Raw genomic sequence first — 15,062 nt, 5'->3', positions numbered from 1 at the left:
AGTGGCATGAATCGCACACACGCGGAGGCGCTGCCACTACCGAGCGCTTCGTGCCCACTAAAGGTGCTTGGCGTACGCGGCCAGGCGGTCGGTTTCGCTCTTGACCACGGCGTAGCACTCGCAGCTGAGTCCTTCGAGCTTGGGCCGGTCGAGAACGTTGATTCGCCCGCGCTGGTAGTTGATGACGCCCAGCTTCTGGAGCTTGCCGGCCGCTTCGGTCACCCCTTCGCGGCGGACGCCGAGCATGTTGGCGATCAACTCCTGGGTCATGGACAGCTCGCTGGTCGGCAGCCGATCGAGCGACAGCAGCAGCCAGCGGGCCAGCTGCTGGTCGATGGAATGGTGCCGATTGCAGACTGCGGTCTGGGCCATCTGGGTGATCAGCGCCTGGGTGTAGCGCAACATCAGCATGCGCATGGCGGCATCGTTGTGGAACTCATGCTTGAGGCTGGAGGCCGGCAACCGGTAGGCGGTGCCGGCGCTTTGCACGACAGCACGGCTGGGTGTGCTGTCCCCGCCCATGAACACGGCAATACCGACGATGCCCTCGCGGCCCACGACCGAGATCTCGGCCGAGTGACCATCGAGCATGACGTAGAGCAGGGAGATAATGCAGTCGGCCGGGAAATAGACGTACTGCACATCCTGCCCGGCGGCGTAGATTTCCTTGCCCAGCGGCAGTTCGATTTCGCGCAGCTGCGGGAATATCCGATTCTTGATTTTCTGAGGCAAAAGCGCGAGTAGTTCGTTTCTCTCCGGTCCGGTCTCAGTCGTCATATCTCCCTCCCCGTTGAAACCCAACTCCCCAGTATTCATCGAATCGCACGAGCATGTATGTGCGGTAGCGAACATTGTAGCCCGATGCACACGGAATTCGCCCTTGAAGGACGCAAAATCGGGCCCGCCGCAACCTGGTCACGCGCTCAGGATCCAGTGCCCGACGAGCCCGAAAACCGCGGCGGTCAGCACGAGCGAGATCAAGGCGAACAGGCCGTCGCGCACGACCAGGGCGGCGCCGAAGGTGAACAGGGCAATGCCGGCCAGGTTGGCCGAGAACGGGATGAACTCGAGCAGCGGCATGGCCAGGCCGACGCCCAGTGCGGCGACCGCAACGACCAGGGTGAAGAAGTTGCCGGTGAAAAACGCCAGGCGGTGAAACAGGAACCGGTCGGTAAAGCGCGCCGGGCGCAGCATGAAGTTCAGGGCGCCCTGCAGGTGGCGGTGCGCGATGGATCGCCGAAGCAAAAACTGCGGCAGCCAGAAGTAGCTGCGCCCCGCCAGGATCTGAACGGAGGTCAGTACCACGAGCACTGCGACGAGCGTCGGTACGCCGGGGATGTCGCCGACGAGCGGTGCGAGCACGATGATCCCGGCGACGATGAGGATGGCGCCGAAGGAGCGCTGCTCGACCTGCTGGAGTATCACGTGCAGTTCGACCGGATCGGTTTCGTGGCTGATCGAACGCAGCTGCTCGATCAGGTCTTCGAGCTTGTTGATCTCCTGGGGCATGGCGGTACCTGGGCCGATTCCTCGACGATGGCATGGATCGAAGCAAACGCCTCGCGGGGTGGTTACCTCGGATTGTGTTAATGTCTATACCCTAGTGTCTCAAAAATCCAGGCAAAACAGGAGGATCCATGGCGACGACTGCTGACAAGGAACTTCAGGAACTCAAGGAAGAGTTCGCGGAATTGAAAAAAGAGCTCTCCGGTATCGGACAGACGGTCTCCAAGTTAGCGCACTCCGTCTCCGACGAGGGTCGTAACCGCCTGCATGCCGCGGCGGACCGTTCGCGTGATCAGGTGCGAGAGACCTGGGGCGCCTTCGAACATGAAATCGAAGAGCGACCGATGACCAGCATCGCGGTCGCGCTCGGGATCGGGTTCATCCTCGGCAAGCTGCTCGATCGCTAGGCCACGGCGCAAGGGCTGAGCCGAATGCTTTCGCAGTTGAAAAAGCGCATGGAGACGGGGGTTCTCGTGGCGGCGATCGTCGTGCCTGCCGCGCTGTGCGTATTCGCCTTCCTGGGCGTTGCCTGCTATTTCGCCATGCTGGAGATGCTCCCCCCGTCGCTGGCTGCGCTGGTGACCGCCGCAGCCGGCATCGTTCTGATCGCGCTCGTACTTTTGATCGCCAGGATCGCCAACGCGTCGGCGAAGCCTTCGCGCCCGCGCCCCGGGCACGAAGCCTACGGCGAGGATTTCGAGAAACTCCTGCGCGAGCATGCCGACCCCGTGCTCGCCCGCTGGATCCAGGGCAATCCGGAGAAGGCTGCCATCACCACGCTGGCCCTCGGCGTGGCCGCCGGCTACAGCGAGCAGTTTCGCCGGGTGTTGTTCGATCTCTACGCGCGCTACTCCGAATCGGAGAACGTGCGTCGCTCCGGACGTGGGGAAGACCACCACTAACCCCCCGCTCGCTTCCGGCCGACAACCGAAAGCCTTGACGTACCATTCCCCCGATTCTGATAGTTTCTCGTGAAACCTTTTCAGTGCCTGGCTGTCGAGTCACCTGCGGTCCGGCAAGCTGGCTCGATCGACTAGTCAAAATGATTCACGACGGGGAGCCCGTATCTCGTGAGTAACGAAACGCATGCAGTCAGGGACGATGACCGTAGCGGCCTGGTGAAAACCATATTCATCTGCGTCGTTCTGGTGCTGGTCGGCGCCGGATTCCTGTTCGTCATCTTCAACACCGAGCCGACGGCGCGCCGCGACGGGGCGGTGCGCCAGTCGGCCTCGCTGGTTGATGTAACCCAGGGCGAGTTCGGCAGTTTCCGGCCGACCATCGAGGCGATGGGCACGGTCCGCCCCGCGCGCGAGATTTCACTGGGCGCGCGGGTGGACGGCGAAGTCGCCGAGCTCGGCCAGGGCTTTGTGCCGGGCGGCTTCGTGGACGCGGGCGAGCTGCTCATCCGTCTCGACGAGGCCGACTACCGGATTGCCCTGGAGCAGCGCCGCAGCGCGCTCGAGCAGGCACAGTCACAGCTGGCGATCGAGCGCGGCGAGCAGCAGGTCGCCCGTTCCGATCTCGCGTCCATCGACCGTGAACTGCCGCCCGAGCGCCGGGCGCTGGTGCTGCGCGAACCGCAGTTGCGCTCGGCCCGGGCGCAGGTGGAATCGGCGCGGGCCGACGTCGCCCAGGCACAGGTCGATCTCGATCGCACGACGATCGAGGCGCCGTTCGATGCGCACGTGCTCACTCGGGCGGTCAACCTGGGCTCGCAGGTCAGTCCCGGAACCGCCCTGGGGCGCCTGGTGGGTCTCGATACCTACTGGGTCGAGGCGACCGTGCCCGTCGGCCAGCTTCAGTGGCTGACGGTGCCCGACGGCGACCAGCCCGGTTCGAGCGCGACGCTGCGCAACCGCAATGCCTGGCCGGCGGGTGCGACCCGCCGGGGCGAAGTGCTTCGCCTCATCGGCGAGCTGGAAGGGTCGACCCGCCTGGCGCGCATCCTGGTTGCCGTTGACGATCCGCTGGCGCGCAACACCGACGAAGACCTGCCGTGGCTGATGCTCGGCGAGTATGTCGAATGCCGCATCGAAGGCCGCGAGATCGCCGACGTCGTCCGGCTCGATCGCGACTATGTGCGCGAGGACGACACGGTCTGGCTGATGGTCGACGGGCGCCTGGTGATCCGGCCGGTGTCGATCGTCTTCCAGGACGAGTCCTGGGCCTACATCGATGAGGGATTGAGCGCGGACGACCGGGTCGTGACCACGCGCCTGGCGACCGTGCAGGAGGGCCTGCGCCTGAGGCTCGATAGCGACGACGGCGACGGCGACGGCGAGAGCGATGGCCAATCCGTGGAGGACGCGGGCGCATGATCCACCCCCCGGCCGGTTCCGGCCTCAACGCCCGCGGCCCGATCGCATGGATGGTCAACAACCCGATCGCGGCCAACCTGGCCATGGTCATCCTCCTGGCCGGCGGCGTGTGGACGGCAATCACCATGCAGAAGGAAGTCCAGCCCCGCTACGAGCTGGACTATGTCGATGTCAGCGTCTCCTACCCGGGCGCGGCGCCGGCCGAAGTGGAGGAGGGCATCCTGCTGCCGGTCGAGGAAGCCGTGCGCGGCGTGCAGGGCATCAAGGAGATCAGCTCGACCGCGCGCGAGGGCTCCGGACGGGTCAACCTCGAGCTGGTCACCGGCGTGAATCGAATGCGGGTCTACCAGGACGTGGACCAGGCGGTGTCACAGATCCGGACTTTCCCGATCGATGCCGAGGAGCCCGAAGTGCGCCTGCGCTCCTGGCAGCGCGACGTGATGGAAATCGGCGTTTTCGGCGACGTCGACACCTGGACCCTGCGCCAGCTCGGCGAGCGCGTGCGCGATCAGCTGCTGACGGAACCGAACATCACCCAGGTCGAGCTCAGCCGGGTACCGTCCTACGTCACCCACGTGGAAATCTCACAGGACGCGCTGCGCGAGTACGACATGACGCTGGCGCAGGTCGCCGACTTGATCGAGCAGTCCAGCCGCGATGTGCCGGCCGGCGCCATCGACACCAGCCGCGGCGAGATCCTGCTGCGCATGAACGAACGCCGCGAATGGGCGCGTGAGATGGCCGACATCGTATTGGCCAGTTCGGACACAGGGGCACCGCTGCGGCTGGGCGATATCGCCGAGGTGCGCGACGGCTTCGAGGAGGTGGGTTTCCATTCCCAGTTCAATCGCCAGCCCTCCATCGAGATCGAGATCTTCCGCGTCGGCACCCAGTCGCCGCTGGAAGTGGCCGACTCGGTGCAGAACGTGCTGGACGACCTCGAGCAGACCCTGCCCGAAGGCGTGACCTGGCGGATCGACTCCAACCGGGCGGAGGAATTCAGCGACCGGCTCAACCTGCTGCTCAAGAACGGGGCGCTGGCCATCATCATCATCATCCTGATCCTGGCGCTGTTCCTCGAGGCGCGCCTGGCGTTCTGGATCATGATGGGCATGACCATCTCCTTCGTCGGGGCGATCAATTTCCTGCCGAGCTTCGGCATCAGCATCAACATGATCTCGATGTTCGGATTCCTGGTCGCACTGGGCATCGTCGTCGACGACGCTATCGTGGTGGGCGAAAACGTCTACGAGCACCGCGAGCGGGGCCTGGACATGAAGGACGCGGCCATTGTCGGTGCGCGCGAGATGGCCTGGCCGGTGACCTTCAGCATCCTGACCAATATCGTCGCCTTTCTGCCGGTGATGTTCATCCCCGGCATCATGGGGCAGTACTGGTGGCCGATGCCGGTGGTGGTCGTCACGATCCTGGCGCTGTCGCTGCTCGAAGCGCTGTTCATTCTGCCCTCGCACCTGGCGCATATCCGCGAGCGCTCTCACGCCGCCGCCGGCGAGCGCCTGCACCGGATCCAGCGCGGCTTCGCCAAGGGCGTGAGCAACTGGATCGACACCCGCTACCGGCCCTTCCTGGAGCGCTGCCTGCGCCATCGCTACGTGAGCCTGACCGGCGCGATCGTGCTGCTGGCGGTGACCGGCGGCTACGCGCTCAGCGACCACCTGGGCATGGTCATGATGCCCGAGCAGCCCGCCGACGAGATCGAGGCCGGCGTGCGCCTGCCGGTCGGCACGACCCGCGACGTGGCCGCCGACATGGCCGCCCAGATCACCAATGCCACGCACCAGATGTTCGAGGATAACAACCTCTACGAGGCGGCCGAGGGCATCAAGACCAACGTGCGCGGCAGCAATTTCATCGATGTCGAAATCGTCCTGCTTCCCCCGGCCCAGCGCGATATCACGACCCAGGAAGTCATCGAGCTGTGGCGCGACCAGATCGGCGACATCAAGGGCGTCGACCAGATCACCTTCGAGGCCGAGCGCGGCCCCGGCAGCTGGCGCGACGATATCAGCATCGACCTGAGTCACTCGGACATCGGCGTGCTCGAGCATGCGGCCACCGAGCTGGTCGAGCGCCTGCAGGAATTCGGCAATACCCGCGACGTCAACGACAACTACGAGCGCGGCAAGGCCCAGCTCGACTTCACCCTCCTGCCCGAGGGACGCGCGCTGGGCCTCACGCCGGTCGAGGTCGGCCGCCAGCTGCGCGGCGCCTTCTACGGCGACATCGCCATGCGCTACCTGCGCGGCACCAACGAGATCGAGGTGCGCGTCAAGCTGCCCGAGGCCGCGCGCGAGGACATCCGCACGCTCGAGAACTTCATGGTGCGCTCGCCCGACGGCGTCGAAGTCCCCCTTGCGGATATCGCGCGCATCGAACCCGGTCAGGCCTTCACCTCGATCAACCGCCGCGACGGGCGCCGGGTAATCAACGTCGGTACCGATGTCGAACCGAAAAGCGCGGTCAGCCGCGTGCTGGCGGCGGTCAACGACGAAGTGCTGCCGCAGTTGCGCGCGGACTTCCCCGGCATCACCTGGACCTACGAGGGCAGCCAGGCGGAGTTGCGCGAGTCCACGGCAGCGCTATGGGGCGGGTTCGGGCTGGCCCTGTTCGCCGTCTACGCCCTGCTGGCGATCGCCTTCGGCAGCTACGTCCAGCCGCTGATCGTGATGATGGCCATTCCCTTCGGCATTGTCGGCGGCATCATCGGTCACATTCTGCTCGGCTACGACCTGTCGCTGGTCAGCATGCTCGGCGTGGTCGCCGTATCGGGGGTTGTGGTCAACGGCGCGCTGATCATGGTGCACTTCGCCAACGCCCAGCGCTCGAAGATGTCGGCGCACGACGCCATCCTGGCCGCCGGCATCCGGCGTTTCAGGCCCATCGTGCTGACCACGGTGACCACGTTCGGGGGGCTGGCGCCGATCATTCTCGAAACCTCCATCCAGGCCGTGCACCTCGTGCCCATGGCCATCTCGCTGGGCTTCGGCATCGTTTTCGCGACGTCGATCATGCTGGTGGTCGTGCCCTGCTTCTACATGATGATCGAAGACATCCACGAGGCCGTGCAGCGACGCCGCGCGGCCTCGGCCTGAACGTCCGGCGCTCTAAAAGTTGCAAGATGAGTGACGGGGTCCACTGGAGGCCCGGTTCGTGGGTCGGGTTATCAGTCAAAAACGGCTTCAAAAAGCCGGTAATTTTCGGGATCGATCGCCAAAATCACCGATTTCCCTAAAAACTAACAACCCTGTGTTAGCGTTGTAGAACTCAAGGGATCACTCACTCGCTTCTCGAGGAGGCATCAGCATGGCTCAGCAGATTCAGTCCGCACCATCCAGCACCGGCGTCGGCGGTTCAGGCACGAAGGAAAAGAACCCCGACAAGGGCTACATCGCCTTGCTCGGGTGGAGTCTCAACGCGATCGACGCCATGGCGCGCTTCGATCGGCGCTATGTTGTCATTGCCCCGTCCTGGGCGGCCGACTACGCTCGCGACAACGACATTCCGTTCATCGAGTGGGACTTCGAGCGGCTCAACGAGCGCTCGCTCGAGATCGCAGAAACGCTCAAGAAAGAGGGCGTGGATGTTGCGATTCCGCTGTTCGAGGAGACGGTCGAGTGGGCCGGTGCGATCAACTCGGTCCTGATGGACCAGCCGCGGCTGCACGGGCAGTCCGTCTTGTTCCGCGACAAGGCCCTGATGAAGCGCCGGGCACACCTGGGCGGCATCCGGGTCGGCGTATTCGAAGAGGCGCACGACCGTGACGACGTCTATCGCTTCCTGCGTCGCGTCAACCAGACCCTGCTCAAGCTCGACGGCGACCCCAACGATCCCATTCACCTCAAGGCCTTCGACCAGGCCGGCTGTCTCGGACATCGCGTGATTCGCATGCCCGAGGAGATCGAGTCCATCCCGGACACCGACTTCCCCCTGCTGATGGAATCCCATCTCGACGGCTGGGAGTTCGCGGTCGAGGCCTGGATTCACGACGGCGAAATCAAGTTCCTCAACATTTCCGAGTACGTCACGCTCGGCTACTCGGTGTTCGTGCCGGCCACGCCCGAGCTCGAAAGCTGGCGCGAGGCGATCACCCGGGAAGTCGAGAAGTTGATCAAGGCCTTTGATATCAAGTTCGGGCTGATCCATCCCGAGTACTTCGTAACCGCCGACGGCACCATGTACTTCGGCGAGGTGGCCTACCGCCCGCCGGGCTTCAAGGCCTTCGAGCTGATCGAGCGCGCCTACGGTTTCAACGCCTACCAGGCCACGGCGGTGGTGTTCGATCCCAAGTCGACCAAGGAAGAAGTCGACGCCTTCTTCCCCGAGCCGGTCAAGGGCGCCAAGGGCCATGCCGGCTGCTTCGGCGTGTTCCCGCGCCGTCGCGTGGTCAGCCAATTGGCCTTCCCGGAAGAGACGGCCGAACATCCATACTTCGAAAGCCACGAGCTCTACCCGTTGCAGGAAGAGGTCGTGGCCGAGCGCGAGGCCTTCGGTACGCACTGGGGCCTGGTCCACTTCTTCGGCGACGATGCGCACACGATGCGCGACTTGCTCAAGCACCAGGAAGAACTGGATTTCTATATCTGACCATTGGACGGATGGCTTCGCGTGCAGCGCGAAGTCATCCGCTATGATTAACGGCTTCATCGGCGCCGACGCGCTTGCTCGTCCGGTCAAAGTTTAATCGACTCATTCATGGAGTATCAGCGCTTGCAGGAAGCATCTCGCAATGAACAACCGGAGGTCAGCCGGCTGGGTGAACAGTTCGAAGGCGCGCTCGAAAGCATCGCGCGTGTATCCGATTTCGCCAAGCCGGGTCACCTCCCGCGTCTGTTCACGGCCACGCTACGCTTGCTCCGGCAGCCCGGTGGCGCGGCCAGGCTGTATGCCCTGGCCGGTCGGCTGGACGAGGCGGGCATATTCGCCGGCAGCGACTGGAACCACCCCGAGCGCCTGCAACCCGAACTGTCGCGGGGTTCGCTGACGGGCGCCGCCGATGCGGTGGCGGTCGAGGCGCTCAGCAGGCTGCGAATCCTCGCGATCGCCGAGGGCAACCACCAGCATCCTATGATGAGCGCCGAAGCGGCCCACCGTTTTCTGCAGCGCAGCCTGGTGCTGAGCCTTGACCTACTGCTGGCCGACCACTCCGAGGCTGGCCGGACGGGTGGCGGGCATCGCGAGGCTGTCCGCAACCTCCTCTCGTTCGAACTCGACCGCCTCGGCGGCGCGAGTCTGATCGAGGCGCTGGTGGCCGAGGCCGACCATATTCTCGAACAGCGCCCCATCGACGTGGCCGGGGTGCGCGAGCTGCTCGAACACGTCGAGCGTTTGCTCGAGCGAACGGATCTACCCGAAGAGACGACCGCGCTGGAGCGCGGGCGCCTGCTGCTCGACGCCTGTCGTGGGCCGACCGAGCTGACCAGTACGTCCCCCGAAGCCAGCGTGGAAGCTTTCCGGGGCCTGTCCCGGCTGCAGCAGGACGGTGAACTGGCCGCCCTGGGTCATTCGATCAACGAGACCGGCCTGGTCTGCCCGGCCCACGGGGCCCTGTTGCGGTTTCTGGCCGAATCCGGCAGCGACGAGCAGCTGGTGCTGGCAATGGGTCTCGACCCGGTCGGCGCCGACAGCCTCGATGCATTCAACGAGCTGGTGCGGGCGCTGATCGTCGAGGCGGTTCATCCGGCCACCGCGCAATGCATCGTTGCACTGAGCAACCTGCTCGACCAGGGCACGCTGTTCTTCCCGCCGGTGCCGCCGGCGCTGTGGCGCTTGACCCACCTCGACCCGCTGCCGGAGGTGGCCGAACACCTGCGCGAGGCGTTCGGGCACGATGCCCCGCCTTCCGGCCGCAGCCTGTTGCTGGCCGGCGTCATCGGCGTGCTCGGTCTGCCGCTGGGCGTGAGCCAGGGCAACAATCCGACCTGCCAGTCGGCGCGTGCGATCAGCCTCTGGTCGCAGGTTGACCCCGGCTTCCTGCTCGAGCTGGTGATGTGGGCCGCGCGCGACGGTGAGATCGACCTGCATTTCGAAGGCGACCTGATCCGATCGAGCGAGTTGAGCGAAGGCTTGATCGAGGATTTCCACACCGAGCTCGATACCGTTTCGCTCGTGCTCGTGCCGCACCTCGACAAGATCTACTGGGAGATGGGGCGGCGCATCGTCGGCCGCGGCGAGGACGGGCACCGCTGGATCAATCCGGAATTCCACGGCTGGTGGGTTCATCGCGGCTTCGCCACGACCTTCGACTATGCCAGCGGGGCGATCAACGATTTCGCCGGGTTCACCCGGCAGTTTCACGCGGCATATCATCCCGTCTACAACGGTGGCGCCGAATTGATCTATCCGCAGCCGGCGGGCATCGTGGCTACCGACCCCTTCGGCAACTTCATCGGCTTGCACGCCATTGCGATCCAGCGCGTGGCCGTCGACCCCGACGGCGTCATGCGCGTGTATTTCTACAATCCCAACCACGAGGGCCGGCAGGACTGGGGGCAGGGCATCGTCACCTCGACCCGCGGGCACGGCGAGATTCCGGGCGAGTCGTCCCTGCCGTTCGAACAGTTCTGCGCCCGCCTGTACGTCTTCCACTTCAACGAACGTGAACTCGGCGACCCGGCCGCCGTGCCGGACGACGTCGTCGAGGGGATTGCCGCGCAGGTGCGTGCGGGCTGGGCCGCCGACAAGGCCTGGCAGGAAGTGGTTTCGAGCTGATGCGCGCCCCGGTGGCGATTGTCTATCACGACGAGATGCTCCAGCACCAGCCGCCCGGCCTGGAACCGGAAATGCGCGACTACCACGCGCGCCAGCTGCGCGCCCGGCTGGGCGAACTGGTCGCCAGCGGGCTCTGGCGCCATCCCGAACGACCCGAGCGGCTGTCGTCGCTGGTCGAGCGCGCGCGCGAATTCGACGACGGCAGCTTGCTGTGGCTCTCCCCCGAGCGGGCCGATGAGGAGACCGTCCGCCGGGCGCACACCGGTGGCCATATGGAGCGCCTCGACAAGCTCAGGGGGCGCAAGCGCATGCTCTCGATCGACTCCACGGCGGTGTCGCCGGAAAGCGTCGATGCGGCCTTCCGTGCCGCGGGTGCGGCCTGCACGGCGGTCGATGCCGTGTGCGATGGCCGGGCTTCCAGCGCCTTCGCCCTGGTGCGTCCCCCCGGGCACCACGCCACCGCCGCGCATTACCAGGGCTTCTGCCTGGTCAACAACGTCGCCGTCGCGGCGCGGCACGCGATGGCCGTGCACGGCGCGGAGCGCGTGCTGATCGTCGACTGGGATGTGCACCACGGCAACGGAACGGCCTCGATCTTCGCCGACGATCCCGACGTGCTGTTTTTCGACATTCACCGCGGCGCACCCTACTATCCCGGCACCGGCGCCCTGGACGATGTCGGGCGGGGCCGAGCCCGCGGCACGAATCTGAACGTGCCGCTGCCGGCCGCGACCAGCGACCTGGCGGTCCTGGAGGCTTTCGATCGCATCCTGATTCCGGCGGCGCGCCGGTTCAAGCCGGACCTGGTCCTGGTGTCGGCGGGCTTCGACGGCACGCGTGAGCACCTCGCCTGCAAGTTCAGCACGGCGCTCTACGCGCACCTGACCGACCGCATGCGCCGCCTGGCCGACCACCTGTGCGCCGGTCGCTTGGCCCTGGTCCTGGAAGGCGGTTACCACCTGGAGCCCATGCGCGAAGGCCTGGTGCAATGTCTGCGCGCGCTCGGTACCCCCGGTGGTGAGCTGCCCCCGCTGCAGCGCAGCCGCATCGGCCTGCCGGCCGTGCGGCATGCAGCCGATGCCCTGGCGCAACTATCCTTCCTGCTGCGGGACTGAGACGACAGGATACGTCCAGAAGCCGAGGAAATCGTTAGGATCGGACGCCTTCAGAGCCAGCCCTGGTCGCGTGCGATGCGGTAGGCTTCGATGCGGTTGTCGGCCTGCAGCTTGCCGATGGCCTCCGACAGGTAGTTGCGCACCGTGCCTTCGGCCAGGTGCAGACGACGAGCGATCCCGGCATTGCCCAGGCCCTCGCCGGCCAGTTTGAGGACCTGGCGTTCGCGGTCGCTGAGCGGGTCGCTGCTGTCGAACGCCGTCAGCGCCAGCTCCGGGTCGATGACGCGCTGCCCCGCCCGGATTCTGCGAATTGAATCGGCCAGCTGCTCGGCCGGCGTTTCCTTCAGGAGGTAGCCGCGCACACCGGCCTCCAGTGCGCGACGCAGGTAGCCGGGCCGGGCGAAGGTCGTGAGGATGACCACGGCCGTTCCCGGCGCGTTGGCGCGAACCCATTCGGCCAGGTCCAGTCCGGTGCTGCCGGGCATCTCGATGTCGGTCAGCAGCAGATCGGGTCTTGCGGACTCGATCATTTGCCGGGCCTCGTCGCCGTCCCTGGCGCGGCCGACGACTTCGATGTCGTCTTCCAGGTCGAGGAGCGACGCGAGTGCGCCCAGCAGCAGGGTCTGATCCTCCGCCAGTACGATTCGGGTCATGCGGTCTCCTTCGGAATGCTGGCGTGCAGGCTGGAGGAGCCGCGGGCGCCGATCGTCAGCGTACCGCCCAGCGATTCGATGCGCGCGCGCATCCCCTGGATGCCGTTGCCGTCCATACGAATGCGGCCGCCGCCGTCGTCTTCAACCGCCAGGCTCAGTTCACCGTTGCTTGCTTCGATCCGGATGCGGCAATGTCGAGCTTGCGAGTGACGAATCACGTTGGTGACGGCCTCGCGCAGGATCAGCGCCAGCATGCCCTGTGTCTGCGCGGGCAGGTCGATGTCATCGTCGACATCGATGTCCGGGTCGATATCGGCCGCGCGCAGGCTCAGTCGCATATGCTCCAGCGTCTCTTCGAGCGTCTGGTGCTGGTAGCCGCCGATCGCCTTTCGGACATCGGCCAGCGCCTCGCGCGCACTCTCGCCCATGGAGCGGATCTCCTCGCGCGCCCGCTCGCGGTCGCGATCGACCAGACGCTCGGCCAGCTCGCTCTTGACGGCAATCATCGACAGGGTATGGCCCAGGACGTCGTGCAGATCGCGTGCGATGCGTTCGCGTTCGGCGACACGCGCAAGCCGCTTGATTTCGGCCTGGCCGAGCTTGAGTTCGGCGTTCTTGCGTCCCTGCTCGGCAAAGAAGATGTTCGCCATGCCGATCATGAGGCTGATGAACACGCCCGGCATCCAGTAGAAGGGCTCGGGCCGGGCCAGCGGTGCGATCACCGCGGCGAACGCGGCAATCCCGAGCACGACCCAGACCGCCTTTCGGGGCGGCCCGACCAGGTGGGCGAATGCCGCGGCATAGATGAACAGCACGCTGGCGCCGGCGTTGGTGAAGCTCCATGCGGCGGCCAGGGCGGCGATCGCCAGGATGTGCCACAGGGCGGTTGCCCCGATGCGGCGATAGGCGCTGAAGTAGAGCACAAGGAAGACCGCCACGGTTGCCAGGCCGAGGACCAGCTCCAGCGGTCCGACCGGCCTGAAGTACCACTCGACGAAGAAGAATGCGAAGTACACCAGCCACAGGTAGGCCGTCCAGCTCTGGCCGGATTCCGGTGGTACCAGGAATCGATGAAGTATCTCGATGCGTCGGCGAAGGCTCATGCTGTCGATTATTCATCCTCCGATAGCTGTTCGTCGACCCGGAAGCCGTTCTTCCAGACCGAATGGATATGCACCGTATGACGGATGTCCTCGAAGGGATTGCCGTCAACCAACACAAGGTCGGCGCGGCAGCCCGGCTTCAGGCAGCCGCGGTCCTCGAGCCCGAATGCCCGGGCGGGACGGCGTGTCGCCGAGTGCAGGGCTTCGAGCGGCGTCAGGCCGCCCCCCACCAGCAGGGCCAGTTCGTGATGCAGGCTCGGGCCGTGGGCGGTGCCCGGGTTGCCGGCGTCGCTGCCGGCCAGCAACGGTACGCCGGCTTCGTGCAGCTTGGCGATGTTGTCGAGCACCACCGGCCAGCGCGCGCGGCGCATGGCCGAGCCGGGGAAGCCCTGGTTCAGCATGCTGCGTTGCTGGGCGCTGATCCGGGTGTGGGCGAACTCGCCCTCGGTCAGCCAGTCGGGTACGGCCTGTCCGTGCGAAGCGGCGGGTACCGGCGTGGTGGGTACGATCCAGATGCCGGCATCCAGCGCCGAGGCAATGAATGCGTCATCGACCGGTTCGTCGGCAAACAGGTGGACGAGCCCGTCCACGCCGGCCTCGACGGCCATCCTTGCGGATGACTGGGTCGAAGCGTGCGCGACGGCGAGCACGCCCCGAGCGTGGGCGGCTTCGACCAGCGCGCGCACCATTTCGGCGTCGAGCGTGGGTAGCGGCCGGCCCCACCCCGACCCGTCCTCGATGATGATCTTGATGTAGTCCGAGCCTTCCTCGAGACGCTGCCGGACCCAGTCGTCCGCGGCTTGTGGCGACTCGGGAATTGGCACGGACAGTCCGTACTGTGTGCCGTGGCCGCCCTCGGCCGTGGCCAGGTAGCCGGCGGAAAACAGGTCGGCCTGGTCGGTCGGCTGCAGGGATTCGCGCTGCTGGATCACCAGCGACTGGTCGGTGGGTGCGCGAAACATGTCGAGCAGGGTCGTCACCCCCATGCGTAGCGCATCGTTCCGGGCGCTGCCGTAAGCATGCACGTGGGCATCGATCAGGCCCGGGAGAATCGTTTTCCCGGTGCCGTCAACGACCGCAGCGGCTTCCGGGACGGGTACGTTGCGACCGGCTTGGGCGATCCGCCCGTCGGCGATCAGCAGCGTGGCGTTCTCGATTACTTGCTCACCGTCGAACAGCCGCACGTTGGTGATGGCGGTCATGCCCCGGTGGCCGTCAACCGGTCCGGGCAGGAGCAGCAGCGTAGCGAACGCGGCGAGCAGGATGGCGATGATTCCGGCAAACGACTTCATGGCGCTTTCCTCCGTTTAAAGCGGGTGATCAGGACACACCGGACAGGCGCCGCCAGCCCAGGGCCGTCATCACGGCGAAGATGAGTCCGAACAGGCCGAGCACGGTCAACGAATGGTCCCAGTCGGCCGGCTTGGCGCCGGTGACATCCAGGGCAAGTGCCGCGAGGTGGTAGGGCGGCAGCCACTCGGCCAGCGACTGCAGCCAGCCCGGGAACATCGTGGACGGGATCCACAGCCCGGACAGGAAGCCCAGCGGCAGGTAGACCAGGTTGAGCACCGCCGGAGCGGCGTTGGGGCCCAGCCACAGGCCCAGCGCCAGGCCCATCAGGCAAAACGGCAGGGC

General features: G+C 65.9%; 13 protein-coding genes. 7 read left to right on the top strand and 6 right to left on the bottom strand.

What is annotated here, in order from left to right; genetic code table 11:
* Window positions 1-57: 57 nt before the first annotated feature.
* Both ACDC67_RS06785 and ACDC67_RS06780 read right to left on the bottom strand, forming a co-directional pair.
* Entirely contained in the window at window positions 58-777 is a 720-nt protein-coding gene (locus ACDC67_RS06785) for a Crp/Fnr family transcriptional regulator (RefSeq protein WP_376691720.1), read from the bottom strand.
* 138 nt (window positions 778-915) lie between these two features.
* Complete coding sequence (locus ACDC67_RS06780; RefSeq protein WP_376691719.1) at window positions 916-1,509, bottom strand: exopolysaccharide biosynthesis protein; 594 nt, start codon at window positions 1,507-1,509, stop codon at window positions 916-918.
* 128 nt (window positions 1,510-1,637) lie between these two features.
* Between ACDC67_RS06780 and ACDC67_RS06775 the strand changes: the two genes are divergently transcribed.
* From ACDC67_RS06775 to ACDC67_RS06745, 7 genes are all read left to right on the top strand, one after another.
* A complete protein-coding gene (locus tag ACDC67_RS06775) occupies window positions 1,638-1,913 on the top strand; it encodes an ElaB/YgaM/YqjD family protein (protein ID WP_376691718.1) in 276 nt (91 codons plus the stop codon).
* A gap of 24 nt (window positions 1,914-1,937) precedes the next feature.
* On the top strand, window positions 1,938-2,408 hold the full coding sequence (locus ACDC67_RS06770) for a hypothetical protein (RefSeq protein WP_376691717.1): 471 nt from the start codon (window positions 1,938-1,940) through the stop codon (window positions 2,406-2,408).
* A gap of 168 nt (window positions 2,409-2,576) precedes the next feature.
* Complete coding sequence (locus ACDC67_RS06765; RefSeq protein ID WP_376691716.1) at window positions 2,577-3,827, top strand: efflux RND transporter periplasmic adaptor subunit; 1,251 nt, start codon at window positions 2,577-2,579, stop codon at window positions 3,825-3,827.
* Window positions 3,824-6,940 carry an efflux RND transporter permease subunit gene (locus tag ACDC67_RS06760; protein WP_376691714.1) on the top strand — a complete coding sequence of 1,039 codons (3,117 nt, stop codon included), beginning with the start codon at window positions 3,824-3,826 and terminating at the stop codon, window positions 6,938-6,940. The genes ACDC67_RS06765 and ACDC67_RS06760 overlap by 4 nt, the downstream gene beginning before the upstream one ends.
* 211 nt (window positions 6,941-7,151) lie before the next feature.
* The gene (locus ACDC67_RS06755; RefSeq protein ID WP_376691713.1) at window positions 7,152-8,432 is read left to right on the top strand and encodes an ATP-grasp domain-containing protein; all 1,281 of its coding nucleotides are present in this window, start codon (window positions 7,152-7,154) and stop codon (window positions 8,430-8,432) included.
* A 123-nt stretch (window positions 8,433-8,555) separates the two neighbouring features.
* A complete protein-coding gene (locus ACDC67_RS06750) occupies window positions 8,556-10,556 on the top strand; it encodes a hypothetical protein (protein ID WP_376691712.1) in 2,001 nt (666 codons plus the stop codon).
* Complete coding sequence (locus ACDC67_RS06745; RefSeq protein WP_376691710.1) at window positions 10,556-11,671, top strand: histone deacetylase family protein; 1,116 nt, start codon at window positions 10,556-10,558, stop codon at window positions 11,669-11,671. The genes ACDC67_RS06750 and ACDC67_RS06745 overlap by 1 nt, the downstream gene beginning before the upstream one ends.
* Window positions 11,672-11,721: 50 nt before the next feature.
* On the opposite strand, the gene ACDC67_RS06740 is transcribed toward ACDC67_RS06745, so the two are convergent.
* From ACDC67_RS06740 to ACDC67_RS06725, 4 genes are read right to left on the bottom strand one after another with little or no spacing between them, the layout of a single operon-like run.
* Window positions 11,722-12,324, bottom strand: a complete 603-nt coding sequence (locus ACDC67_RS06740; protein WP_376691709.1) for a response regulator transcription factor — start codon at window positions 12,322-12,324, stop codon at window positions 11,722-11,724.
* The gene (locus ACDC67_RS06735; RefSeq protein ID WP_376691708.1) at window positions 12,321-13,427 is read right to left on the bottom strand and encodes a sensor histidine kinase; all 1,107 of its coding nucleotides are present in this window, start codon (window positions 13,425-13,427) and stop codon (window positions 12,321-12,323) included. The genes ACDC67_RS06740 and ACDC67_RS06735 overlap by 4 nt, the downstream gene beginning before the upstream one ends.
* Before the next feature lie 8 nt (window positions 13,428-13,435).
* Window positions 13,436-14,719 (bottom strand): amidohydrolase family protein, encoded by a 1,284-nt coding sequence (locus tag ACDC67_RS06730; RefSeq protein ID WP_376691706.1) that lies wholly within the window; start codon window positions 14,717-14,719, stop codon window positions 13,436-13,438.
* 28 nt (window positions 14,720-14,747) lie between these two features.
* Window positions 14,748-15,044, bottom strand: coding sequence for a hypothetical protein (locus ACDC67_RS06725; RefSeq protein WP_376691705.1), 297 nt, complete (start codon window positions 15,042-15,044; stop codon window positions 14,748-14,750).
* Window positions 15,045-15,062 lie beyond the last annotated feature (18 nt).

The sequence above is a fragment of the Wenzhouxiangella indolica genome (genome assembly GCF_042310355.1).
Lineage (GTDB): Bacteria > Pseudomonadota > Gammaproteobacteria > Xanthomonadales > Wenzhouxiangellaceae > Wenzhouxiangella.
This window is presented reverse-complemented; position numbering and strand designations above follow the sequence as displayed.

Coding starts and splice junctions, on each gene's coding strand:
- ACDC67_RS06785 (WP_376691720.1), bottom strand. CDS start 777: ATGACGACTGAGACCGGACCGGAGAGAAACGAACTACTCGCGCTTTTG.
- ACDC67_RS06780 (WP_376691719.1), bottom strand. CDS start 1,509: ATGCCCCAGGAGATCAACAAGCTCGAAGACCTGATCGAGCAGCTGCGT.
- ACDC67_RS06775 (WP_376691718.1), top strand. CDS start 1,638: ATGGCGACGACTGCTGACAAGGAACTTCAGGAACTCAAGGAAGAGTTC.
- ACDC67_RS06770 (WP_376691717.1), top strand. CDS start 1,938: ATGCTTTCGCAGTTGAAAAAGCGCATGGAGACGGGGGTTCTCGTGGCG.
- ACDC67_RS06760 (WP_376691714.1), top strand. CDS start 3,824: ATGATCCACCCCCCGGCCGGTTCCGGCCTCAACGCCCGCGGCCCGATC.
- ACDC67_RS06755 (WP_376691713.1), top strand. CDS start 7,152: ATGGCTCAGCAGATTCAGTCCGCACCATCCAGCACCGGCGTCGGCGGT.
- ACDC67_RS06745 (WP_376691710.1), top strand. CDS start 10,556: ATGCGCGCCCCGGTGGCGATTGTCTATCACGACGAGATGCTCCAGCAC.
- ACDC67_RS06740 (WP_376691709.1), bottom strand. CDS start 12,324: ATGACCCGAATCGTACTGGCGGAGGATCAGACCCTGCTGCTGGGCGCA.
- ACDC67_RS06735 (WP_376691708.1), bottom strand. CDS start 13,427: ATGAGCCTTCGCCGACGCATCGAGATACTTCATCGATTCCTGGTACCA.
- ACDC67_RS06730 (WP_376691706.1), bottom strand. CDS start 14,719: ATGAAGTCGTTTGCCGGAATCATCGCCATCCTGCTCGCCGCGTTCGCT.
- ACDC67_RS06725 (WP_376691705.1), bottom strand. CDS start 15,044: ATGGGCCTGGCGCTGGGCCTGTGGCTGGGCCCCAACGCCGCTCCGGCG.